The 20,705-nt window shown below is 66.6% G+C and carries 26 protein-coding genes and 1 tRNA gene; 15 read left to right on the top strand and 12 right to left on the bottom strand.

Features of this window, described 5'->3' with window-relative positions; translation table 11 throughout:
• Positions 1 to 236 precede the first annotated feature (236 nt).
• Entirely contained in the window at positions 237 to 869 is a 633-nt protein-coding gene (locus GGQ62_RS13540; protein WP_152578191.1) for an outer membrane protein, read from the top strand.
• 63 nt (positions 870 to 932) lie between these two features.
• On the opposite strand, the gene GGQ62_RS13535 is transcribed toward GGQ62_RS13540, so the two are convergent.
• From GGQ62_RS13535 to GGQ62_RS13500, 8 genes are all read right to left on the bottom strand, one after another.
• Positions 933 to 1,322 carry a cupin domain-containing protein gene (locus tag GGQ62_RS13535; protein ID WP_152578192.1) on the bottom strand — a complete coding sequence of 130 codons (390 nt, stop codon included), beginning with the start codon at positions 1,320 to 1,322 and terminating at the stop codon, positions 933 to 935.
• 146 nt (positions 1,323 to 1,468) lie between these two features.
• A complete protein-coding gene (gene rplL / locus GGQ62_RS13530; protein WP_152578193.1) occupies positions 1,469 to 1,843 on the bottom strand; it encodes a 50S ribosomal protein L7/L12 in 375 nt (124 codons plus the stop codon).
• Between the two features lie 64 nt (positions 1,844 to 1,907).
• Positions 1,908 to 2,423: a 50S ribosomal protein L10 gene (rplJ, locus tag GGQ62_RS13525; protein WP_152578296.1), complete on the bottom strand. Its 516-nt coding sequence runs from the start codon at positions 2,421 to 2,423 to the stop codon at positions 1,908 to 1,910.
• Between the two features lie 313 nt (positions 2,424 to 2,736).
• Positions 2,737 to 3,435 (bottom strand): 50S ribosomal protein L1, encoded by a 699-nt coding sequence (rplA, locus tag GGQ62_RS13520; RefSeq protein WP_152578194.1) that lies wholly within the window; start codon positions 3,433 to 3,435, stop codon positions 2,737 to 2,739.
• Positions 3,436 to 3,439: 4 nt separating this feature from the next.
• Positions 3,440 to 3,874 carry a 50S ribosomal protein L11 gene (rplK, locus tag GGQ62_RS13515; RefSeq protein ID WP_152578195.1) on the bottom strand — a complete coding sequence of 145 codons (435 nt, stop codon included), beginning with the start codon at positions 3,872 to 3,874 and terminating at the stop codon, positions 3,440 to 3,442.
• Between the two features lie 81 nt (positions 3,875 to 3,955).
• On the bottom strand, positions 3,956 to 4,492 hold the full coding sequence (nusG, locus tag GGQ62_RS13510) for a transcription termination/antitermination protein NusG (RefSeq protein ID WP_152578196.1): 537 nt from the start codon (positions 4,490 to 4,492) through the stop codon (positions 3,956 to 3,958).
• Positions 4,493 to 4,507: 15 nt separating this feature from the next.
• A complete protein-coding gene (gene secE, locus GGQ62_RS13505) occupies positions 4,508 to 4,747 on the bottom strand; it encodes a preprotein translocase subunit SecE (protein ID WP_152578197.1) in 240 nt (79 codons plus the stop codon).
• 140 nt (positions 4,748 to 4,887) lie between these two features.
• A tRNA-Trp gene (locus GGQ62_RS13500) sits at positions 4,888 to 4,963 on the bottom strand.
• 213 nt (positions 4,964 to 5,176) lie between these two features.
• On the opposite strand from GGQ62_RS13500, the gene GGQ62_RS13495 reads away from it, so the two are divergent.
• From GGQ62_RS13495 to GGQ62_RS13445, 11 genes are all read left to right on the top strand, one after another.
• Positions 5,177 to 7,954 carry a TonB-dependent receptor gene (locus GGQ62_RS13495; RefSeq protein WP_152578198.1) on the top strand — a complete coding sequence of 926 codons (2,778 nt, stop codon included), beginning with the start codon at positions 5,177 to 5,179 and terminating at the stop codon, positions 7,952 to 7,954.
• 4 nt (positions 7,955 to 7,958) lie between these two features.
• On the top strand, positions 7,959 to 9,002 hold the full coding sequence (locus GGQ62_RS13490) for a phytase (protein ID WP_152578199.1): 1,044 nt from the start codon (positions 7,959 to 7,961) through the stop codon (positions 9,000 to 9,002).
• Between the two features lie 159 nt (positions 9,003 to 9,161).
• The gene (gene rpsF, locus GGQ62_RS13485) at positions 9,162 to 9,605 is read left to right on the top strand and encodes a 30S ribosomal protein S6 (protein ID WP_152578200.1); all 444 of its coding nucleotides are present in this window, start codon (positions 9,162 to 9,164) and stop codon (positions 9,603 to 9,605) included.
• Between the two features lie 15 nt (positions 9,606 to 9,620).
• Complete coding sequence (gene rpsR, locus GGQ62_RS13480; RefSeq protein WP_152578201.1) at positions 9,621 to 9,845, top strand: 30S ribosomal protein S18; 225 nt, start codon at positions 9,621 to 9,623, stop codon at positions 9,843 to 9,845.
• 11 nt (positions 9,846 to 9,856) lie between these two features.
• Complete coding sequence (gene rplI / locus GGQ62_RS13475; protein WP_152578202.1) at positions 9,857 to 10,459, top strand: 50S ribosomal protein L9; 603 nt, start codon at positions 9,857 to 9,859, stop codon at positions 10,457 to 10,459.
• A gap of 105 nt (positions 10,460 to 10,564) precedes the next feature.
• Complete coding sequence (locus GGQ62_RS13470) at positions 10,565 to 10,852, top strand: DUF3297 family protein (RefSeq protein ID WP_153401346.1); 288 nt, start codon at positions 10,565 to 10,567, stop codon at positions 10,850 to 10,852.
• 11 nt (positions 10,853 to 10,863) lie between these two features.
• On the top strand, positions 10,864 to 12,192 hold the full coding sequence (locus tag GGQ62_RS13465; protein ID WP_152578203.1) for a replication-associated recombination protein A: 1,329 nt from the start codon (positions 10,864 to 10,866) through the stop codon (positions 12,190 to 12,192).
• Positions 12,189 to 12,518, top strand: coding sequence for an MmcQ/YjbR family DNA-binding protein (locus GGQ62_RS13460; RefSeq protein ID WP_243446668.1), 330 nt, complete (start codon positions 12,189 to 12,191; stop codon positions 12,516 to 12,518). The genes GGQ62_RS13465 and GGQ62_RS13460 overlap by 4 nt, the downstream gene beginning before the upstream one ends.
• Positions 12,515 to 13,330 (top strand): hypothetical protein, encoded by an 816-nt coding sequence (locus GGQ62_RS13455; protein WP_152578205.1) that lies wholly within the window; start codon positions 12,515 to 12,517, stop codon positions 13,328 to 13,330. The genes GGQ62_RS13460 and GGQ62_RS13455 overlap by 4 nt, the downstream gene beginning before the upstream one ends.
• A 37-nt stretch (positions 13,331 to 13,367) precedes the next feature.
• On the top strand, positions 13,368 to 13,757 hold the full coding sequence (crcB, locus tag GGQ62_RS13450; RefSeq protein WP_152578206.1) for a fluoride efflux transporter CrcB: 390 nt from the start codon (positions 13,368 to 13,370) through the stop codon (positions 13,755 to 13,757).
• Positions 13,757 to 14,827, top strand: coding sequence for an RluA family pseudouridine synthase (locus tag GGQ62_RS13445; protein ID WP_152578207.1), 1,071 nt, complete (start codon positions 13,757 to 13,759; stop codon positions 14,825 to 14,827). The genes crcB and GGQ62_RS13445 overlap by 1 nt, the downstream gene beginning before the upstream one ends.
• A gap of 172 nt (positions 14,828 to 14,999) precedes the next feature.
• Here the strand turns inward: GGQ62_RS13445 and GGQ62_RS13440 are convergent, their stop codons facing one another.
• On the bottom strand, positions 15,000 to 15,521 hold the full coding sequence (locus GGQ62_RS13440; RefSeq protein WP_152578208.1) for an FKBP-type peptidyl-prolyl cis-trans isomerase: 522 nt from the start codon (positions 15,519 to 15,521) through the stop codon (positions 15,000 to 15,002).
• A gap of 11 nt (positions 15,522 to 15,532) precedes the next feature.
• Positions 15,533 to 15,739, bottom strand: coding sequence for a 30S ribosomal protein S21 (gene rpsU, locus GGQ62_RS13435; protein ID WP_152578209.1), 207 nt, complete (start codon positions 15,737 to 15,739; stop codon positions 15,533 to 15,535).
• Positions 15,740 to 15,958: 219 nt separating this feature from the next.
• Between rpsU and GGQ62_RS13430 the strand changes: the two genes are divergently transcribed.
• The 3 genes from GGQ62_RS13430 (at position 15,959) to feoB (ending at position 18,888) form a co-directional block, all read left to right on the top strand.
• Positions 15,959 to 16,621, top strand: a complete 663-nt coding sequence (locus GGQ62_RS13430; protein WP_167649679.1) for a COQ9 family protein — start codon at positions 15,959 to 15,961, stop codon at positions 16,619 to 16,621.
• Between the two features lie 153 nt (positions 16,622 to 16,774).
• Positions 16,775 to 17,038 (top strand): FeoA family protein, encoded by a 264-nt coding sequence (locus GGQ62_RS13425; RefSeq protein WP_152578211.1) that lies wholly within the window; start codon positions 16,775 to 16,777, stop codon positions 17,036 to 17,038.
• Positions 17,035 to 18,888, top strand: coding sequence for a ferrous iron transporter B (gene feoB / locus GGQ62_RS13420; protein ID WP_243446669.1), 1,854 nt, complete (start codon positions 17,035 to 17,037; stop codon positions 18,886 to 18,888). Before GGQ62_RS13425 ends, feoB begins: the two co-directional genes overlap by 4 nt.
• Positions 18,889 to 18,982: 94 nt before the next feature.
• On the opposite strand, the gene GGQ62_RS13415 is transcribed toward feoB, so the two are convergent.
• Positions 18,983 to 20,161: an acyl-CoA dehydrogenase family protein gene (locus GGQ62_RS13415; protein WP_152578212.1), complete on the bottom strand. Its 1,179-nt coding sequence runs from the start codon at positions 20,159 to 20,161 to the stop codon at positions 18,983 to 18,985.
• A gap of 14 nt (positions 20,162 to 20,175) precedes the next feature.
• On the bottom strand, positions 20,176 to 20,673 hold the full coding sequence (locus tag GGQ62_RS13410) for a hypothetical protein (protein WP_152578213.1): 498 nt from the start codon (positions 20,671 to 20,673) through the stop codon (positions 20,176 to 20,178).
• Positions 20,674 to 20,705 lie beyond the last annotated feature (32 nt).

The following is a 20,705-nucleotide window of genomic DNA, read 5'->3' as shown; positions in this document are numbered from 1 at the left end:
GTGGCCGCCAGAATGTCGTGTGACAGCCATATAGGGGCTGCGCGCGCATTGGGGAAGGGGCAATCGTCAACCGGCATGTCGCCCGCGCCGGACGGCTGGGCCACAAAGTGTTGCCGCCGCGCAACAATCATAGCAAAGGCGCCGAAATGTGGAACCCGCGTCGCCGCGAGCGATTGGAGGGTCAGCCGCGAGATTGTTGCGGTCTGTTATTCGTATCAATTGCTTGAGGATTAGTCATGCGTAACCTTATCGCTGCCGGTGTGATCGCGCTCGGCCTTGCGTCCCCCGCCCTGGCCCAGGACATGTCGACGTCCGCTCCGGCGAGCACCACCACCGCAACGACCCCCGATGGTTCCAAGCTGTTCGGCTTCGAGCCCTATTTCGGCGTCCTCGGCGGCTACCACAGCTTCGACCGCCGCGAGCGTTTCGTCGGCCCGAATGGCGAGCGCTTCGACGGCGCCCTGATCGAAGGCCTGGTCGGCGCCAATCTGCCGCTCGGCCCGGTGTTCGTCGGTGTCGAAGGCTTTGCCGCCAAGGGCTTCAGCGACATCAACTGGGAATATGGCGTTCGCGGTCGCGCCGGTGGCCGTATCGGTGAAAGCGGCCTGATTTACGGCAGCGTCGGCTACACCTGGGTCGACCCCAAGAGCAACCGCGGCTTCGATTTCGTCAACACGGGCCCCAACGACGGCGTCACCGAGAACGGCCGCCGCAAGGACTGGGTCTATGGCCTGGGCGTCGAAGTCGGCCCGCGCGACATCGGTCTCGGCGGCGTCACCGGTCGTTCGGGCCTGCGCCTGCGCGTCTCGGCCGAAACCTATGATTTGAAGAGCATCCGCCCGATGGCCGGCGTGATCTTCCACTTCTAGTCGGACTGCCTTCGGGCGACGACAAAGGGCGCCTTCCTGACCGGAGGCGCCCTTTTTTTGGGCTCAGCGCGGGCGTCCCTCCGTGCCCAGCCCCGCCGTGATGAACACGGCCGTGGCTGTCCCGGCGATATCGGCGGTGTGCCAGCAACCGCGTGGATTGATCGCATAATCGCCCGGATGCAGCGTCACCGTCGCCGTCGTGCCGTCGCTGAACTGCTGGTGCAGCGTCATCGCCCCGGCGGTGCACAGCACCACCTCCTCGCCCGCCGGGTGCATTTCCCATGACTCCCAGTCCGCGGTGAAGCTGTACATGCTGACGAGGCGGCAATCGACGCCATCGCCATCATGGCGGTCGCCATAGCCTTCGTACCAGCTGCCGTCGGTGAACGGCGGCTGCGCAATGGCCGTCGCGTCGGGGCCAAGGTGGATGAACTGCGTGTCGAGAGCGGGCATGGCTGGCTCCGGGCTGATGCCCAGAGGATAACCCGGGAGGCGGGCAAGGAAAAGGGGCAGCCCTTTGCAGGACCGCCCCTTTCCTCAGAAGCAAGGGCTTTGCGCCTGGGCGTGCAGGTTGCCCTGCCTGGCCGCAGCGCCGCAGCTTACTTGAGTTCGACAGTCGCGCCGGCTTCTTCCAGCTGCTTCTTGAACTTTTCTGCGTCAGCCTTGGAAACGCCTTCCTTGATGGCCTTGGGAGCCGATTCAACGAGCGTCTTGGCTTCGGTCAGACCGAGGCCGGTGATGGCGCGGACTTCCTTGATGACGTTGATCTTCTTGCCGCCGTCGCCGGTGAGGACGACGTCGAATTCGGTCTTTTCTTCAGCAGCCGGGGCAGCGGCAGCAGCCGGGCCGGCGGCAACAGCCACGGCAGCAGCGGCGGAAACGCCCCACTTTTCTTCCAGCATCTTGGCAAGGTCGGCCGCTTCGAGAACGGTCAGTGCCGAAAGCTGTTCGACGATCGAGTTAAGGTCAGCCATTTAAAGTCTCCAGTGTTTCGTGTCTTGCGAAGCCGCGCGGGGGTTCCCCCGTGCAGCGATTGGTTCAGGCAGCGTCCTTGGTGGCATAGGCCCCGAACACGCGGGCGAGCTTGGCAGCGGGCGCATTGGCCAGCTGTGCAAGCTTGGTCGCCGGCGAGTTGATGAGACCGATGAGAGTCGAACGCAGCGCATCGAGCGACGGCAGTTCGGCGAGCGCCTTTACGCCATTCACGTCGAGGACCGTCGTACCCATTGCGCCACCGACGATTTCGAACTTGTCGGTCGTCTTGGCGAATTCGACCGCGACCTTGGCAGCCGCGACCGGATCGGTCGAGGTGGCAAAGGCAGTCGGGCCGGTCAGCAGGTCGCCGATCGGCTGGTACGGGGTTCCTTCGAGCGCGATGCGCGCAAGGCGATTTTTCGTCACCTTGAAGCTGGCTCCGGCATTGCGCATCCGGTTGCGGAGATCGGTGACCTGGGCCACCGTCAGGCCGTGGTTGCGGGTGACCACAACGACGGAGGTTTCCGACAACGTTTTGGCAAGACCAGAGATCTGCTCGGATTTTTGAGCGCGATCCATGCTCTCTCCTTGGGTTGTGGCGTGACGTTCGTCACACCAGTTGAGCCAAGGCCCGAACGGGAGGTCCGGGCCGGTGGCCCGTCCGAGGGATCGTCGCAAACGCCCATGGCAAACCATGTTCGCAAGCCCGGCGGCCATTGCTGGCAGCCGGCAAAAAACGCTCCCCGTCTCATGCAGGCCAGTGGCTTAGGCTCGAAGACGAGCACCTGCAGTCTCGGACGGTTTCCGCCCCGGCGCTCGCACGCCGGGGCAGGAAGTTCGTGGCAGCTACAGCAACGAGTGCAAAAATGCAATCCCGTCGCCGCAGGCGGCCTCAGATGGCGTGACCGACCGTCGTGGTGTCGACGCGAACGCCGGCGCCCATCGTCGAGCTGAGCGCGACCTTCTGCAGATACTTGCCCTTGGCACCCGACGGCTTGGCGCGCACCACGGCATCGAGCAGCGCGTCGAAATTGGCGCGCAGATCGGCCTCGGGGAAGCTCGCCTTGCCGAGCATGCCATGGATGATCCCGGCCTTTTCGACGCGATATTCGACCTGGCCGCCCTTGGCAGCCTTCACGGCCTCACCGACGTTCATCGTCACGGTGCCGAGCTTGGGGTTGGGCATCATGCCCTTGGGACCCAGGATCTTGCCGAGGCGACCGACCAGACCCATCAGGTCGGGCGTCGCGATGCAGCGATCGAAGTCGATGGTGCCGCCCTGGACGATTTCGAGCAGGTCTTCGGCGCCGACGACATCGGCACCGGCTGCCAGGGCTTCCTCGGCCTTGGCGCCGCGGGCGAAAACGCCGACGCGGACGGTCTTGCCGGTGCCCTTGGGCAGGGTGACGACGCCGCGGACCATCTGGTCGGCGTGGCGCGGATCGACATTGAGGTTGATCGCCACTTCGATGGTTTCATCGAACTTGGCGGTGGCGTTGGCCTTGACCATCTTCAGCGCTTCGTCGAGCGCATAGAGATGCTCGGGATTGACGGCGGCGGCGAGTGCCTTGGCCTTCTTCGACTGTGCCATGACCTTAGCCCTCCACCACTTCGAGGCCCATTGCGCGGGCGCTGCCTTCGATCGTCTTCATTGCCATCTCGATCGAGTTGGCATTGAGATCGGGCATCTTCTGTTCGGCGATGGCCTTGACCTGCGCGCTGGTGATCTTGCCGGCGGGTGCACCCTTGCCCGGCGTCGTGCCGCCCGACTTGAGCCCGGCGGCCTGCTTGATCAGGAACGATGCCGGCGGCGTCTTGGTGACGAAGCTGAACGAGCGATCGGCATAGACGGTGATGACCGTCGGGATCGGCGTGCCCTTTTCAAGCGATTCCGTCTTGGCGTTGAACGCCTTGCAGAATTCCATGATGTTGACGCCGCGCTGACCGAGCGCCGGCCCGATCGGCGGCGACGGGTTGGCACTGCCGGCTTTCACCTGCAGCTTGATGTAACCTGTGATCTTTTTTGCCATTTAGGCTCTCCTCTAGTGGTGCAAGCGGCCAGCGAACCGGCCTCCCACGGTGAAAGTCGAAAATCGAAAGGGCCCGAGGGCCTACTTCTGCTTTTCGACCTGTTCGAAGCCGAGTTCGACGGGCGTTGCCCTGCCGAAGATCGACACCGAAACCTTGACGCGGCCATGGTCGAAGTCGATTTCCTCGACGAGGCCGTTGAACGAAGCGAACGGGCCATCCAGCACGCGGACCTGGTCGCCGATCTCGAAATTCGCCTTGCGCTTCATCTTGGCCGCCGGGATTTCCTCGGCCTTGGTGTTGAGGATGCGCGCGGCTTCCGATTCGCTGATCGGCTGCGGCTTGTTCTGCTGCCCGAGGAAGCCCGTCACCTTCGGCGTGTTCTTGACGAGGTGATAGACGTCGTCGGTCATGTCGAGCTTGGCGAGCACATAGCCCGGGAAGACCTTCTTCTCGACGGCGCGCTTCTTGCCCTTGAACACCTCGTTGACCGTTTCGGTCGGCACCGACACTTCGTCGATGAACACGTCGAGGCCCTTGCGAGTCGCCTCGGTCAGGATCGCTTCGCGAACCTTGTTCTCGAAACCGGAATAGGCGTGAATGATATACCAGCGCGACATGATCGTTTCTGAACCTTAGGCGGCGAGGCTGAGGAGGAATTTGACGAAACGGCCCAGGACCTGGTCGATCCCGACGAAGAACAGCGCCAGCAGGGTCGTCATGATCAGCACCATGATCGTCATGCGGATGGTTTCGGCGCGCGACGGCCACACCACCTTGGCGATTTCGGCGCGCACCTGGCGCACGAACTCGCCGGGGGAAACCCGGGGCTTGGGGGCGGGTGCCACCGCCTTCGCCTTCACGTCGATCGCCATCGAATCAGTTACTCTTTTCGAACCGAACCATTGGAAACACCAAAATCCGGCTGTTGCCCCATTTTACCGGGGCGGACAACCGGGCCTTCAAGCACGCCGAACCCTAAGTCTGTCGCCAGACCCGGCTTTTCAACCGCGACTGGCAGGAGTGGAGGGGCTCGAACCCCCGGCCCTCGGTTTTGGAGACCGATGCTCTACCAACTGAGCTACACTCCTAGGGTCGGGCTGCGGCCTATACCGGTGGCACCGACACTCTGCAAGCGCTGCTTGCGGCGCCGTGTGGCCTGCCGACCACAGCCGCCGGCGAACCGCGCCGCGTCACAATTCCGTCAGCGGACTGCAACCGACACGTCATGATGGCGGCCTAGCTGCCGCGCAATTCGTGAACGCGTCGTAACAAACGCATCGTTTCTGCAGGGGCTCCTTTCCATGACGACAAAATCCGGCCTTTCGGCCCGCGCCATTCTGCTCGCCGGGATCGCGGCCACCACCTTGACCGGGACGGGCCGGGCACAGGTCATCACCGCCGCGGCCGCGGCTGCGGCCGATGAGGACGCCGAGATCATCGTGTCCGGATCGCGTCCGATCGCCGAGTCCCAGGCGGCAGCGCTGCAGATCCAGCGCAATTCCGATTCGCTCGTCAGCGTGCTTGCCGCCGATTCGATCGGTCGCCTGCCCGACCAGAACATCGCCCAGGCGATCAGCCGCCTGCCCGGCATCAGCGTCCAGCGCGACCAGGGCCAGGCGCGTTACGTCAACCTGCGCGGCGCACCGCTGAACTGGACGACCCTGTCGTTCGACGGCATCTTCATCGTGTCCCCCGAAGGCCGCGATGCCCGCTTCGATTCGATCCCGTCGGCGCTCGCGTCGCAGGTCGTCGTGCAAAAGGCGGTTACCCCCGACCTTAACGGCGAAACCATCGCCGGCAATGTCAACATCGTCACGCGCTCGCCCTTCGACTACAAGGGCCTGCATCTGCAGGGCAAGCTGGGCGGCGGCTATGTCGAGCTTGGCCAGGGCGGCGAAATCGAAGGCTCGGTGGTCGCGTCGAACCGCTTCGAAACCGGCGCCGGCGAGATCGGCATCCTGGTCACCGGCAGCTATTACAAGCGCGACATGGTCACCGACAATTTCGAGATCGACTGGGAAACCGTCAGCCGCGATCAGCGCCCCGCTGTTCCGGGCGAGGAAAGCCCGCGGGTCTGGGGCCGCGAGATCGAGAACAAATTCTACCGGCTCACCCGCAAGAACTACTCGGCCACCGGCCGCCTCGAATGGCGCCCCGACAGCGACAACATCCTGTTCGTCAGCTCGATCTACACCGCCTTCGCCGACGACGAGCAGCGCGACAATTATCGCATCGACGCCGACGACCAGCAGGGCCGCGTTCCCAACGCCACTGCCCCCTGCCCCGGCGCCGGCATCAACCCGCCGGCGCCGTTCACCACCGGCTATGCCGATGTCTGCACCGGCAACACCCCGCTGGCAGGGCGCCTGTTCGGCGTCGATTTCGATGCCCGCTTCCGCGCGACCGCCTATCGCCAGTCGGTGTTCACCAACACCATCGGCGGCGATCACACCAACGGCGACCTGACCGTCAAATGGCGCGGCAACTACACGCGGTCGAAGGACGATCGCAGCCTGCCCTATCTCCACACCTATCAAAGCCCGGGTTTCGGCACCAACGGCGTCGGCGGCGTCGACCGCATCACCGCCGATTATGATTTCCGCGACAAGAACAATTCCCAGGTCCGCCTGTTCCGAACGCTGCGCAGTTCGACCGGGGTGTTTTCGGCCGGCAACCAGGTCCAAGCCTATCAGGATTTCCCCAACGGCATCAGCTCGGCGACGGCGCTCGACGCGGTCGACATCACCGACGCCTATACCGGCAAGGTCGAGGCCGCCTGGAAAACCGAGCTGTTCGGCGACACGACCTTCCGTTTCGGCGGCCAGTTCGACCAGCGCACCAAGGAAGCCAATGAAAACCTGCTCGAAGCATCGGGCGCCGGCCTCAACACCGCGCTGACCGCCGCGGGCATTCCGAGCAGCCTCAACGGCATCATCGGCACCGAATCCTTCCGCGGCCGCATCGAGCCCGGTTACAAGATCACCTATTTCTCCGACGCCAAGGCGCGCGCCATTCTCGCCGTTGCCGACGGGCTTGCCGACTTCGAGCCGCAGGACGCCAATTTCTACAATGTCCGCGAACAGGTCTGGTCGGGCTTTGCGATGGGCACGACCCGTTTCGACTGGGGCAACATCGTCTATGGCGCCCGCGTCGAGCATATCAAGAACCGCGGCACCGCCTTCGCCATCATCGAGGACACCGGCACCAACGAACTGATCAGCGTCGAAACCAGCAAGACGCTGGTGTTCCCCAGCGCCCATATCAACTGGAACATCAACCGCGACATGAAGGTCCGGCTGTCGTTCAACACCGGCGCCGCGCGTCCCGATTATACCGTCAGCCGTCCCAACCTGACCGTCAACGATGCCGATGAAGCGATCTCCGGCGGCAACCCGCTGGCGCAGCCCGAACGTGCCAAGGGCGTCGACCTTTACTGGGAATGGTATGTCGCGCCGGCCGGCTTCGTGTCGCTCGGTGCCTTCTACAAGGACGTCACCGACGTGCTGTTCCAGGACACCCGGCTCTTCGGCCTCGACACGCTCAACACCCCGACGTTCCCGAACCGCTCGCAATATGACTACACCACCACCGTCAACGGCGGCGACGGCCACATCGCCGGCGTCGAGGCGGCGCTGCAGCTCCAGCTCGATCCGTTCCTGAAGGACAGCAGCTGGTTCGGCGGTTTCGGCATCCAGGCGAATGTCACCTACACCGACAGCGAGGCGACCACTCCCGACGGCCGCAAAATCCGCTTCCCGGGCACCTCGCAATGGACCTATAATATCGGGCCCTATTACGAGAAATATGGTGTTTCGATCCGCGCCAGCTACCAGAAGCGGACAAGCTGGCTTTCGGAAATCGGCACGCCGGCCGATACCGGCGGCGACATCTATTGGGCGGCCGATGACGAACTCGACGTTTCGGCACGCTATGCCGTCACGCCCAACTTCGAAGTCTATGCCGATGCGTCGAACCTGCTCAACGGCCCCGGCCGTCGCTATGCCGGGATCAGCCAGCGCACGATCGAGCGGGAAACCTTCGGGCGGCGCTACACAGCCGGCATCCGCGTGACCTACTGACCCGATGCGCAGTCTGCTCCTCCCGCTGGCCCTGCTTGCCGGGTGCGCCACAGTTCCGGCCCCGACTCCGGCTCCGACGCCTTCGGCAACGCTGCCGACCGCGGTGGTGACGGCGTCGGGCGAAACCGCAGCGGTTGCCACCGCCAATGCCGATGCCGCCGATGACCCTGCCGTCTGGCGCAACGCCGCCGATCCGGCCGCCAGCCTGATCATCGGCACCGACAAGAAGGCCGGGCTGTATGTCTATGGCCTCGACGGCAAGGTGCGGGATTTCAGCGACGCCGGCCGGGTCAACAATGTCGATGTCGCCAACCACAAGGGCCGGGCCATTGTCGCGGCCAGCGACCGCAACGACAATGCCAGCGCCCATGTCGCGCTGTTCGGCCTCGATCCGGCGACAGCGAAGCTGACGGTGCTGGGACGCGTTCCCGCCGGCGCCGGCGAAGCCTATGGGCTGTGCCTCTATGCGGCCCCCGACGCGCTGTACGCCTTTGTCGTGTTGAAGGACGGGACGATCAACCAGCTGGCGCTCGACCTGTCCGGCCCGGCGCCGTCCGCCCGGATCGTCCGCACCATGAAGCTGGGCACACAATCCGAAGGCTGTGTCGTCGATCCGCGCACCCGCCGGCTCTATGTCGCCGAGGAAGATGTCGGCCTGTGGCGCTTCGATGCGCGCGCCGGCGGTGCGACGACCCCGGTGAAGATCGCCGCTGCCGACGGCCGCGAGATCGTCGCCGACGCCGAAGGGGTGGCGATCGCGGCCGAAGGGCGGGGGAACGGCGGCTATCTCGTCGTGTCGAGCCAGGGCGACAATGCCTATGCCGTCTATCGATTGTCCGACGACCGCTATGTCGGCCGCTTCCGCATCGGCGCCGGAGCGTTCGGCGCGACATCGGAGACCGACGGCATCGAGATTGCCACCGGCAATTTCGGGCCGCAGTTTCCCGGCGGGCTGATGATCGCCCAGGACGGTGACAACGCGCCGGCGGCGCAGAATTTCAAGCTGGTCGACTGGCGCAAGGTCAAGGCGGCATTGGGGTTGCGATGACCCGGCGCGCTTGCCTTTTGCCCGGCCTTGCGCCATAGGCCGCGCTCGATAGCGGCCGGGGCAGGACATCCTGCGTCCCCGGCGCTGTTGTTTTGACGCAAGCCGGAGGGGTGTCGCAAAGGGTGCGGCATCAGCGATCGGTAATGGAGTAGAACACACATGCCATTTTATGAGCATGTCTTTCTCGCGCGGCAGGACCTGGCCACGGCCCAGGTCGAAGCGCTGACGGAGACATTTTCCAAGATCATCGCCGATGGCAACGGCCAGGTCGCGACCCATGAATATTGGGGCCTGCGCAGCCTTGCCTATCGCATCGCCAAGAACCGCAAGGCGCATTACGTCATGCTCAACATCGACGCGCCCGCCCCGGCGATCGCCGAGATGGAGCGTCAGGTCGCGCTGAACGAAGACATCATCCGCTACATGACCGTCCGCATCGAAGCCTTGCCGACCGAACCGTCGGCGATGACCAAGCGCGGCGAGCGCGAGCGTGAACGCGGCGACCGTGACGGCGCGCCGCGCGGTGACCGCCCCGATCGCGGTGACCGTGGCGATCGCCCCCGCGGTGGTGACCGCGGCGACCGCGCCCCGCGCGCGTTCTGATCGAAAGGATAGATCATGGGACGTCCCTTTTTCCGCCGCCGCAAGAGCTGCCCCTTCTCGGGCGCCAATGCCCCCGTCATCGACTACAAGGACGTGCGCCTGCTGCAGGGTTTCGTGTCGGAACGCGGCAAGATCGTGCCGTCGCGCATCACCGCAGTGTCGGGCAAGAAGCAGCGCGAGCTGGCGCAGGCCATCAAGCGTGCACGCCATCTGGGCTTGCTGCCCTACCTCGTTAAGTAGGAGCTGGAGCCATGGAAATCATCCTGCTTGAACGCGTCGAAAAGCTCGGCGCCATCGGCGACATCGTCAATGTGAAGCCGGGCTTTGCCCGCAACTTCCTGCTGCCGCGCGGCAAGGCGCTGCGCGCGTCGGAAGCCAACAAGAAGAAGTTCGAAGCCGATCGCGCCCGCATCGAGGCCGATAACGCCAAGCGCCGTGACATCGCCCGCAGCGAAGCCAAGGACGTCGATGGCGCATCGGTGACGATGATCCGCCAGGCCTCGCAGACGGGCCAGCTGTTCGGTTCGGTCGCCGCGCGCGACCTCGCCGAAGTGCTCACCGCCGGTGGCCACAAGGTCAACAAGAACCAGATCGTCCTCGACAAGCCGATCAAGACGCTGGGTATCCACGACGTGAAGGTTGCGCTGCACCCCGAAGTCGTCGTGATGGTCAAGGTCAACATCGCGCGCTCGCCGGAAGAAGCCGAGCTTCAGGCCAAGGGTGTCGACGTCAACGCCGACATGTTCGACCGCGAAGAATCGGGCTTTGTCGAAGCCTTCGACCCGAATGCCGAACCTGGCATCCCGACGGACGAAGCGCCGGCACCGGTCGCCGAGGCCGAACCCGAAGCCTGACCTTCGGGCTTCGACCGGACAAAGGGCCGTGCTTCCCGATCGGGCGGCACGGCCTTTTTGCGTCGGGGTCTTGACCCCCGTCATCCCAGAGGCCACTCCCCCGCCATGACCGACGAACCCGAAATCGCCCCCGAGGCTCCCGAAACCGCCCCTGCGGTGACCGATACGCCGCCCGATCGGCTGGCAGCCAACCCGCGCAGCCCCTTTTATGACGGCGACCTGCTGGAACGCGGCGTCGGCATCGTCTTCGATGGCGTCGAGCGGACCAATGTCGACGAATATTGCGTGTCCGAAGGCTGGGTGAAAGTCGCCGCCGGCAAGTCGAAGGACCGGTTCGGCATGCCGCTGACCATCAAGCTCAAGGGCAAGGTCGAGCCCTATTTCCGCAGTTAGGAGCGTGCCCGGTGGCTGACCTGTTCGGTTCTCCCGCCGCCGCCCCTGCCGCTGCCCCGCCGGCCAATCCGCCGCTTGCCGAGCGGCTGCGGCCGCGAGTGCTCGACGACGTCGTCGGCCAGGCGCATCTGACCGGCCCCGACGGCGCGATCGGTCGGATGGTGGCCGCCGGCACCTTGTCCAGCCTCATCCTCTGGGGGCCGCCCGGCACCGGCAAGACGAGCATTGCCCGCCTGCTCGCCGAAGCCGTTGGCCTGCGCTTTGTCGGCATCTCGGCCGTCTTTTCGGGCGTCGCCGAATTGAAGAAGCTGTTTGCCGAAGCGCGCGACGCGGCGCGGGCCGGCCAGAAGACGCTGTTGTTCGTCGACGAGATCCACCGCTTCAATCGCGCCCAGCAGGACGGTTTTCTGGGCGTCGTCGAGGACGGCACCGTCACGCTGGTCGGGGCGACGACCGAGAACCCGAGTTTCGAGCTCAACGCCGCCATCCTCAGCCGCGCCCAGGTGCTGATCGTGCGGCGGCTCGATGAACCGGCACTGGGCGAACTGATGGACCGCGCCGAAGCGAGCGAGGGACAGCCCCTGCCCGTCACCGCCGAGGCCCGCGCCGCGCTGATCGCCTCCGCCGATGGCGATGGCCGCTTCCTGCTCAACCAAGTCGAATCGCTCTATGCCGTCAGGATCGCCGATCCGCTCGATCCGGCCGGCCTGGCGGCGCTGCTGCATCGCCGGATGCCGGTCTATGACAAGGACCGCGAAGGCCATTACGGCCTCATTTCGGCGCTTCACAAATCGCTGCGCGGATCGGACCCCGATGCGGCGCTTTACTATCTCGAACGGATGCTGACCGCCGGGGAAGAGCCGCTGTACCTGCTGCGCCGGCTGGTGCGCTTTGCCAGCGAGGACATTGGGCTGGCCGATTCGAACGCGCTGGCGGTGACGCTGGCGGCCAAGGACGCCTATGACTTCCTCGGCAGCCCCGAGGGCGAACTGGCGATCGTCCACGCCTGCCTGTATCTGGCGACGGCGCCCAAATCCAATGCTGCCTACAAGGCCGAAAAGGCCGCCAAGCGCTCGGCCATCGCCACCGGTTCGCTCAATCCGCCGGCGCATATCCTCAACGCCCCGACCCGGCTGATGAAGGACCTCGGCTATGGCAAGGGCTATGCCTACGACCATGACGCGGAGGACGGGTTTTCGGGTGCCGATTACTGGCCGGAGGAAATGACGCGCGAGCACTTCTACCAGCCGAGCCCGCGCGGCCACGAGGCCCGGATCGGCGAGCGACTGGCGGAATGGGCACGGCGGCGCGAACAGCTGCGGGGGCCGGGAAAACAGTGACCTGGGGCGAGGTCATCGCCAGCGCGCTGGCCCTGCCCGGTGCCGAGCGGTCGACAAGCTATGGCCGCGACGCGATCGCGGTCCGCGGTAAGATGATCATCGTCATCGGCCGGACCGACGACCATTTCGTGCTGACGACGACGCGCGACGAGGCCGAGATGCTGATGGCGACCGATCCCGACTGCTTTTACCAGACGCCGCATTATGCCGGTTGGCCGGGCGTGCTGGTGCGGCTGGCGACCGCCGATCCGGAACGGGTCGCGGCGCTGGTCGAGCGCGCCTGGTCGCGGCGGGCGTCGAAAGCGCAGCTGGCCGCCCGGCCTTGAGGTTCGACCGCTTCGTCGGCATCGACTGGTCCGGCGCCGTCGGCAGCCGGCACCCTTCGGTCCAGGTGGCGATGTGCGCGGCCGGCGACGCCGCCCCGCAGCTGGTGCTGCCGCCCGGCGGGATCTGGTCGCGCACCGGCGTCCTCGGCTGGCTTACCGAACTGTCGGGCGATGTGCTGGTCGGCATGGACGCGGGTTTCGGCTTTGCCGCGGTGCCGCCGTTCCTCGCGCCGGCGCGGACGCTATGGGCGGAGATCGACGCCGCCTGCGCCGCCGATATCGATCTTGGCGGCCACAGCTTCATCGCGCAGCGCCGCGAGGCCTTCTGGCTGGGCGCTGCCGACGGGCCGCGGCATTTGCGGGCGCATCTGCGCGTGACCGAGCAGGTCTATGCCGCCTCGCGGCTCGGCACGCCGACATCGAACTTTGTGCTGCTCGGTGCCTCGCAGGTCGGCAAGGCGACCCTGTCGGCGATGCGCCTGCTCAACCGCCTCGACTGGCCGGTGTGGCCGTTCGACCCGGTGCCGGCGACCGGTCCGCTGATCCTCGAAATCTATGCCCAGGCCTTTGCCCGGATGGGCGGCGCGCGTGGCAAGCTGCGCGACCGGAGCGCGCTCGATGCGGTGCTGGTCCGACTGGGATCGTTGCCGACGCCGGTCGCCTTCCCCGCCACCTTCCCCGACCATGTCGGCGATGCGATGATCACCGCTGCCGGGCTGCGTGCCATCGCCGGGGCGCCGCACTGGTGGGCCCCGCCGGCGATGACACCGGCGATCGCCGCGACCGAGGGCTGGACCTTCGGCGTCGCATAAGTGGCGGAACGACGCGCAACGCGCTAAAGGTTCGGCAATGCCCGCGCTGTCGTCCATCCCGCCGCTTGCCCTTGTTGCCTTTGGTGGTGCCTTTGGCGCGTGCATGCGCTATCTGGTCGGGCGCTGGACGATGATGACGCTGGGCATCGGGTTGCCCTATGGCACCTGGACCGTCAACATCGTCGGCGGCCTGGCGATGGGCCTGCTGGCGGGTTGGCTGACCCGGATCGACAGCGGCAGCGAGACGCTTCGGCTGCTTCTCGGTGTCGGCGTGCTTGGCGGCTTCACCACCTTTTCGGCCTTTTCCCTGGATATCGTCACCATGATCAACCGCAATGAAATCGGCCTGGCGGCGGCCTATGCGGTGTCGTCCGTCGCCGGCAGCGTGCTGGCGCTGATGGCCGGCGTGTGGCTGGCGCGCGCCTGATGCCGACCACGATCATCGCCGAGGACGACGACGGCATCCGGCTCGACCGCTGGTTCCAGCGGCATGCGACGGGCACCAGCTTCAACATCGTGTCGCGCTGGGCCCGCACCGGGGCGATCCGCCTCGATGGCGCCAAGGCGTCGCCCGGCGACCGTATCGCCGCCGGCCAGACATTGCTTTACCCCGACAGCCTGCCCGAGCCGTCGCCGACGACGCGCGAACGCCGGACGATCGAGGTGCGCGACCCGCTGAGCCAGGCGCAGATCGACTATATTCGCGGGCTGGTCATCTATGAGGACCGCCATGCCATCGTCATCAACAAGCCGCCCGGGCTGGCGACGCAGGGTGGCATCGGCATCACCACCCATGTCGACGGCCTGCTCGACGCCCTGACCGGTGAGATGACGACGCGGCCCAAGCTGGTGCACCGGCTCGACAAGGACACATCGGGCGTGCTGCTGCTGGCGCGGACCGCGCGCGCCGCCGCCTTCTTCGCCAAGGCCTTTGCCGGGCGCGAAGCGCGCAAGACCTATTGGGCGCTGACCATCGGCGTGCCCAAGGTCGAGGCCGGCGAGATCGACGCGCCGCTGTCGAAGCAGCCGGGCAGCGGCGGCGAGAAGATGCATGTCGATACCGAGACCGGGCTGAAATCCAAGACGCGCTATCGCGTCATCGAGCGCGCCGCGGGCCGTGCCGCCTGGGTCGAGTTTTCGCCGCTGACGGGGCGCACCCACCAGATCCGCGTCCATGCCGCCGCAATCGGCCATGCCATTGTCGGCGATGCCAAATATGGCGGCAAGGAAGCCTTTCTGACCGGCGGGATCAGCCGCAAGCTGCATTTGCACGCGCGGCGGCTGGTCATCGATGCGCCCGACGGCGGCCATATCGACATCAGCGCCGACCTGCCGGGGCATATCGCCGAAAGCTTCGCAATGCTGGGGTTCGACATGGCGCTGGGGGCGCCTTTGGTCATCACAGCGCTGTCGGCGACGCCCAAGCCCAAGTCGCGGCGACTGTCGTCGGCGACGAGCGGCAACCGGCGCGGCGAGCGGCGGTCGCGGGGGAGTTGAAGAGCCCCGTGCAGGCGGGGATCCATCTTCCGAGAATTGGGAGATGAGACCCCCGCCTTCGCGGGGGTGACGATAAGTGATTAATCGCTTCCGTCGATCAAAACAGCCCCGAAAGTCGCGAAAGTCACACCGAATCGGGGTGTTTCCAACAGGCTGTGATCAACATGCTCGATCAGCTCGGCTTGACGGCGAGCAGTTCCACGTCGAATTCGAGGACCGCGCCGGGCGGGATGACGCCGCCGGCGCCGGCCGCGCCATAGCCAAGCGCGGGCGGGACGACGAAGCGGAATTTCGACCCGGCGGGCATCAGCTGGACGCCTTCGGTCCAGCCGGGGATGACCTTGTCGAGCGGGAAGGCCGCGGGCTGGCCGCGCTGATAGCTCGAATCGAACACCGTATGGGCGGCGTCGACCAGGCGGCCTTCGTAATGGACGAGGACGGTGTCGGTCGCCGCCGGCTTGGGGCCGGTGCCCTGGCGGATGACCTGATATTGCAGGCCGCTCGGCGTTGTCATCACGCCGGGCTTCTTGCCGTTGTCGGCCAGATATTTCATGTCCTCGGTGCGCACGGCGGCAACCTGGCTTTGCGTTCCGGCCCAGACGAGGCCGACGACGATTGCCAGGAGCACGACGGCGGCGACAAGCCACTTGGTCACGCCGCCACCGGGGGCGGTTTCGGGGGTGGCTGTCGCCATAAGATCAGGACTTACTTTGTGCCGTCGCGCTCGGCGCGCTTGCGCTCCAGCTTGCGGGCGCGGCGGATGGCGGCGGCCTTTTCACGGGCGCGCTTCTCGCTCGGCTTTTCATAATGACGGCGCAGCTTCATTTCGCGGTAGACGCCCTCGCGCTGCAGCTTCTTCTTGAGCGCGCGCAGCGCCTGATCGACATTGTTGTCGCGAACCACGATTTGCATGCAGCCGTTCTCTCCATTCACGTCATCGAGGCTGGCACAGCGTCGATGCTTGTCAAAATACGAATCAAATCCGGCAAGCAGGCCTGCCCGAGCGAAGCGCGGCGCATAACAGAGCATCGCCTACAAGACAAGCGAAGCCGGCCCGCCCCCGGCGATGAAGCCGTTGGCGCGGCAATCGCGGCGCTGGAGACGCAGCGACGAAGTGGCTATGCTGCCAAGATGATCGAAGATATCCCCCTCGCCGACCTGCGTCCTCGCCTGGTGGGCGCGATGCTGCCCAATGTGCCCTTCGATGGCTGGACGGCGCTGGCGCGCGATGCCGCCGCCGATTCGGAAGGCATCGACCGCGACATCGCTGCCATGGCGCTGCCCGATGCAGCGGCGATGGTCGATGCCTTCACGGCGCGCGCCGATGCGATGATGACCGAGGTGATGACCGGCGCCATCGCCGCTGCCGGCCCCGGCGGCATGAAGATTCGCGACCGGATCCGGCTGGCGCTGCGCACCCGGCTGGAACAGGCCGACGAGGACCGCGAGGCCGTCCGCCGGGCGCTGACGCTGCTCGCCAACCCCGCCCATGCCGGGCTGGCGGCGCGGACGCTGTGGCGGACGACCGACGCGATGTGGCGCGCCGCCGGCGATACCGCGACCGATTTCAACTATTATTCGAAGCGGGCGATCCTGGGGTCGGTCTATTCCGCCACCCTGCTCTACTGGCTCGACGACGACAGCGACGGCCATGGCGCGACCTGGGGCTTCATCGACCGGCGCATCGACGGCATCATGGCCTTTGAAAAGACCAAGGCGCGGGTGACCAACAGCTTCAAGGACTGGCCCAACCCGGCGCGGTTCCTGGGCCGGCTGCGCTACCCGGCGGTGTAAGCCGTTCCCGCGCTCGGGCGCAAAACGCACGGCCCGGCGAGAGCCACCCGCACCCGGGCCGGCCAGCGTCGGGTCCAGCGTCGGCTGTTGTCGCGCCGCCCCTGGCGGCAGAGGGTAGCATTGCCGCCGGAGCCGTGATAACCGTTCGCAATAATGGCAACCCCCCTCCTGCTCGAAGATCTGTCGGTGCTGACGGCGGCGACGATCACGGCCATCGACCGCGGCGGCATCGACCCCGATACGGCGCGGCGGCTGCACGAACTGGGCTTCGACGAAGGCGTCGACATCGAACTGCTGCACCGGGCGCCGTTCGGCGGTGATCCACTGGCGGTGCGCGTCGGCAACATGGTCGTGGCGCTGCGGCGATCGATGGCGCGGCTGATCGAAATCGAGACCGCTGCCGTGGCCGCGCGGTGAACGCGCCGCTGGCCAACCCCGTCGTTGCCCTCGTCGGCAATCCCAACGCCGGGAAGACGAGCCTTTTCAATGCTCTGACCGGCAGCCGGCAGAAGGTCGGCAATTATCCCGGCGTCACGGTGGAGCGCAAGGCCGGGCGGCTGGCGTTGCCCGACGGCCGCAATGCCGAACTGATCGACCTGCCCGGCACCTACAGCCTGACGCCGCGGTCCCCCGACGAAGCGGTGACACGCGATGTCGTGATGGGCACGCTGCCCGGCGAAAAGCGCATCGACGCCATTGTCGCGGTGATCGATGCCACCAATTTGCGCAACCACCTGCGCTTCGTGCTCGAACTGCGCCGGCTCGGCCTGCCGATGATCGTGGCGCTCAACATGGTCGACCTCGCCGAACGTGACGGCACGCGGATCGACGCCGACCAGCTGGCGGTCATCCTGGGCGTGCCGGTGGTGGCGACGGTGGCGGTGCGCCGGCGCGGGCTCGAGACGCTGGGCGAGGCGATTGCCGCGACGCTGCGCGGTACCCCCGCGGCACCGGCGGCGAGCAGCGGCGCCGACATCAGGCTGTTGCAGCGCGAGGCGCGGGTGATCGCCGATACGGTGACGCTGGCGCAGGGCGCGCAGCGGCGCTGGTCGGCGCGGATCGATGCCGTCGCGCTGCACCCGCTGTGGGGGCCGCTCCTGCTCGCCGGGCTGTTGTTCGCGATGTTCCAGGGGGTGTTCGCCTGGGCCGAAGCGCCGATGCAATGGATCGAATCGCTGGTCATGGCCGGCCAGTCGGCGACGACGGCCGCACTGCCCGATGGCCTGCTGCGGTCGCTGATCGTCGATGGCGTGCTGGGCGGTGTCGGCGCGGTGGTGGTGTTCCTGCCGCAGATCCTCATCCTGTTCTTCTTCATCCTGTGCCTCGAGCAATCGGGATACATGGTTCGTGCCGCCTTTCTGATGGACAAGCTGATGGCGAGCGTCGGGCTGAACGGCCGGGCGTTCATTCCGCTGATCTCCTCCTTTGCCTGCGCCATTCCCGGCATCATGGCGGCGCGGACGATCGATTCGCCCAAGGACCGGCTGACGACGATCCTGATCGCGCCGCTGATGACCTGTTCGGCGCGGCTGCCGGTCTATGCCGTCGTCATCGGCGCTTTCATTCCGGCGCGGCAGGTCGGCATCTTCGGGCTTCAGGGCCTGGTCTTGTTCGCACTGTATGTCGCCGGCGTCGTCGGCGCGCTGGTGGCGGCCTGGGCGCTGCGCCACACGGTGACGAAGGGGCCGAGCCCGACCTTCCTGATGGAAATGCCCAAATATCAATGGCCTGCGCCGCGCGACATCGGCATCGGCCTGTACCAGCGCGCGATGGCGTTCGTGGCGCGCGCCGGCGGCATCATCCTTGTCTCGACGATCGCGCTGTGGGCGCTGGCGACCTGGCCCAAGCCGCCGGCGGACTGGGACCGCCCGGCGATCGAATACAGCTATGCCGGGCGCATCGGGCTGGCGCTGGAGCCGCTGTTCGCGCCGATCGGCTTCAACAAGGAAATCGCGCTGGCGCTGGTGCCGGGCATGGCGGCGCGCGAGGTCGCGGTGTCGGCGCTGGGCACCGTCTATTCGCTGCAGGGCACCGACGCCGACCATAGCGAGGGCCTGATCGAAAAGCTGCGCGGGCAATGGGAATTGCCGACGGCGCTGGCGTTCCTGGCGTGGTTCGTGTTCGCGCCGCAGTGCATTTCCACGCTGGCGGTGACGCGGCGGGAAACCGGCGGCTGGGCCTGGCCGACGTTCATGTTCACCTATCTGTTCGCGGCGGCCTATGTCGCGGCGGGGGTGACCTATTGGACGGCGAAGGCGCTGTTGTAGCCGCCAGCGCGGCGCGGGTGAGGGTCTTGCACGCCCACCCTCACCCCGGGCCGGCTTCGCCGTCTCTCGCCCTCTCCCGCGAGCGGGAGAGGGGTCAGGGGCGCGTGTTCATCAGGTTGCGCGCGATGACCATGCGGTGGACCTCCGACGGGCCGTCGTAGATGCGCATGTTGCGCACCCGGCCGGCGAGGAGGTGGAGCGGCATTTCGCGCGTCATGCCCATGGCGCCGAAGCATTGCATGGCGGTGTCGATGACGGCTTGCGCCATTTCGGTGGCAAAGACCTTGAGCATCGAGATTTCGCCGCGGACATCGCGGCCCTGGTCGAGCTTCCACGCGCAATCATAGGCCATCAGCCGCGCCGCGTGGATTTTGGTAGCGCCGTCGGCGACCCACCATTGCACCGTCTGGCGTTCGGACAGGCGCATGCCGAAGGTGCTGCGCTGCGGCGCGTATTCGCGCATCATGTCGAGCGCGCGGCTAGCAGCGCCGATGCACCAGGCCGCCATTTCCATGCGGCGGGTGCCGAGGCGCAGCTGCATCGGGCCGAACCCCTGCCCCTCCTGCCCGAGCAGCTTCCACGCCGGCACGCGGCAATCCTCCAGCACGACTTCATAGGTATATTCGCCGCCGATCATCGGGATGCGGCGCAGCACGTGGAAGCCCGGCGTATCGCGGTCGACGAGGAAAGCCGACATGCCGCCGCGGGCCTTTTTTGCCGGATCCGTGAGGGCCATGAGGATGGTGAAATCGGCCTCGGCAGCGCGGGTGATCCAGATCTTGCGGCCGTTGATGATCCAGTCCGCATCCTTGGCATCGCCGTCGCGCACCGCCCGCGTCGTCATGCCGGCGGGGTCGGCGCCGGCGCCGGGTTCCGAAATGCCGATGGCGGAGATGGTTTCGCCGCGCGCATAGGGCGCCAGATAGGCGGCACGCTGGCGATCGTCGACGGTGGCGGCGAGCATGCGCAGGTTGGGCGAATCGGGGGGCAGGACATAGGTGGCGATGGTGCTGCCCAGCGCCTCGTTGACGCCGACGAGGGCGACATGGGGCAGGCCGGCGCCGCCCTCTGCCTCGGGCGCGTCGAGGCTCCACAGGCCGAGCGCCTTCGACCGGGCATCAAGCCGGGCCCGGTCGGCGGCGGGGAGCGCCGGGTCGTCGCCCGCCGCCTCGCGCGCCATGACGGCGGTTTCGAGCGGCAGCAGTTCGTCGCGGACGAAGCGTTCGACCAGTTCCTTGAGCATGCGATGCTCGTCGGCGAGGTCGAAGTGCATCGCTCAGCAGCCCATCAGCGCGGGGTTTCTTCGTCGGTGCCCATGCGGTTGGCGCGATCCTGCGCCCAGGCATCGATCTGGCGGCGGTCGCAGCCGATCATGCCGCCGGCACCGACCACCGAACAGCTGCCGATCGAGCCGCCGGCGCCGCCGGTGCCATCCCCCAGCAGCAGGTTGCGGTTGGTCTGGAACGGGCTGACGCGCTTTTCCGCCATGCGCAGCCGTTCGGGAATGCGGTAGATTTCCGAATCGGGCAGGCGCGCGCAGACCACGATCTCGTCGGCCGACGTCGGCTTGGGGCAGGGTTCGGTGCCGAACACGGTGACGAGGCGCTGGCGCGGCGCGGTGCCGTCCCCCGCGGTTTCGGGCGAAGGCTTGAGCATCGACGGCGCGCCGGCGGGGGTGGTGGTGGCTTCGGGTGCGGTGATGATCTCGGTGGTCGCGCGCTGCTGGGCGGGCGCCGGGGCCTGCGACCAGGACGGCGTCGACGTGAGCGCCAGCATCAGGAGCATCGTTGCACGCATGGTCGGTCTTGGCTCCGTGG

The sequence above is a fragment of the Polymorphobacter fuscus genome, from assembly GCF_011927825.1.
Classification (GTDB): Bacteria; Pseudomonadota; Alphaproteobacteria; order Sphingomonadales; family Sphingomonadaceae; genus Sandarakinorhabdus; species Sandarakinorhabdus fusca.
The sequence above is the reverse complement of the archived record's forward strand: the minus strand, read 5'-3'. Positions and strand labels throughout refer to the sequence as shown.

Excerpts from the sequence above, each read along its gene's own strand:
- rplK (WP_152578195.1), bottom strand. The coding sequence starts at position 3,874 with ATGGCAAAAAAGATCACAGGTTACATCAAGCTGCAGGTGAAAGCCGGC.
- secE (WP_152578197.1), bottom strand. The coding sequence starts at position 4,747 with ATGGCGATCGACGTGAAGGCGAAGGCGGTGGCACCCGCCCCCAAGCCC.
- rplL (WP_152578193.1), bottom strand. The coding sequence starts at position 1,843 with ATGGCTGACCTTAACTCGATCGTCGAACAGCTTTCGGCACTGACCGTT.
- rplA (WP_152578194.1), bottom strand. The coding sequence starts at position 3,435 with ATGGCACAGTCGAAGAAGGCCAAGGCACTCGCCGCCGCCGTCAATCCC.
- GGQ62_RS13495 (WP_152578198.1), top strand. The coding sequence starts at position 5,177 with ATGACGACAAAATCCGGCCTTTCGGCCCGCGCCATTCTGCTCGCCGGG.
- GGQ62_RS13415 (WP_152578212.1), bottom strand. The coding sequence starts at position 20,161 with ATGCACTTCGACCTCGCCGACGAGCATCGCATGCTCAAGGAACTGGTC.
- rpsF (WP_152578200.1), top strand. The coding sequence starts at position 9,162 with ATGCCATTTTATGAGCATGTCTTTCTCGCGCGGCAGGACCTGGCCACG.
- rplJ (WP_152578296.1), bottom strand. The coding sequence starts at position 2,423 with ATGGATCGCGCTCAAAAATCCGAGCAGATCTCTGGTCTTGCCAAAACG.
- GGQ62_RS13410 (WP_152578213.1), bottom strand. The coding sequence starts at position 20,673 with ATGCTCCTGATGCTGGCGCTCACGTCGACGCCGTCCTGGTCGCAGGCC.
- GGQ62_RS13445 (WP_152578207.1), top strand. The coding sequence starts at position 13,757 with ATGCCGACCACGATCATCGCCGAGGACGACGACGGCATCCGGCTCGAC.
- GGQ62_RS13440 (WP_152578208.1), bottom strand. The coding sequence starts at position 15,521 with ATGGCGACAGCCACCCCCGAAACCGCCCCCGGTGGCGGCGTGACCAAG.
- crcB (WP_152578206.1), top strand. The coding sequence starts at position 13,368 with ATGCCCGCGCTGTCGTCCATCCCGCCGCTTGCCCTTGTTGCCTTTGGT.
- rpsU (WP_152578209.1), bottom strand. The coding sequence starts at position 15,739 with ATGCAAATCGTGGTTCGCGACAACAATGTCGATCAGGCGCTGCGCGCG.
- GGQ62_RS13425 (WP_152578211.1), top strand. The coding sequence starts at position 16,775 with ATGGCAACCCCCCTCCTGCTCGAAGATCTGTCGGTGCTGACGGCGGCG.
- GGQ62_RS13430 (WP_167649679.1), top strand. The coding sequence starts at position 15,959 with ATGATCGAAGATATCCCCCTCGCCGACCTGCGTCCTCGCCTGGTGGGC.
- GGQ62_RS13470 (WP_153401346.1), top strand. The coding sequence starts at position 10,565 with ATGACCGACGAACCCGAAATCGCCCCCGAGGCTCCCGAAACCGCCCCT.
- GGQ62_RS13535 (WP_152578192.1), bottom strand. The coding sequence starts at position 1,322 with ATGCCCGCTCTCGACACGCAGTTCATCCACCTTGGCCCCGACGCGACG.
- nusG (WP_152578196.1), bottom strand. The coding sequence starts at position 4,492 with ATGTCGCGCTGGTATATCATTCACGCCTATTCCGGTTTCGAGAACAAG.
- rplI (WP_152578202.1), top strand. The coding sequence starts at position 9,857 with ATGGAAATCATCCTGCTTGAACGCGTCGAAAAGCTCGGCGCCATCGGC.
- GGQ62_RS13490 (WP_152578199.1), top strand. The coding sequence starts at position 7,959 with ATGCGCAGTCTGCTCCTCCCGCTGGCCCTGCTTGCCGGGTGCGCCACA.
- GGQ62_RS13540 (WP_152578191.1), top strand. The coding sequence starts at position 237 with ATGCGTAACCTTATCGCTGCCGGTGTGATCGCGCTCGGCCTTGCGTCC.
- rpsR (WP_152578201.1), top strand. The coding sequence starts at position 9,621 with ATGGGACGTCCCTTTTTCCGCCGCCGCAAGAGCTGCCCCTTCTCGGGC.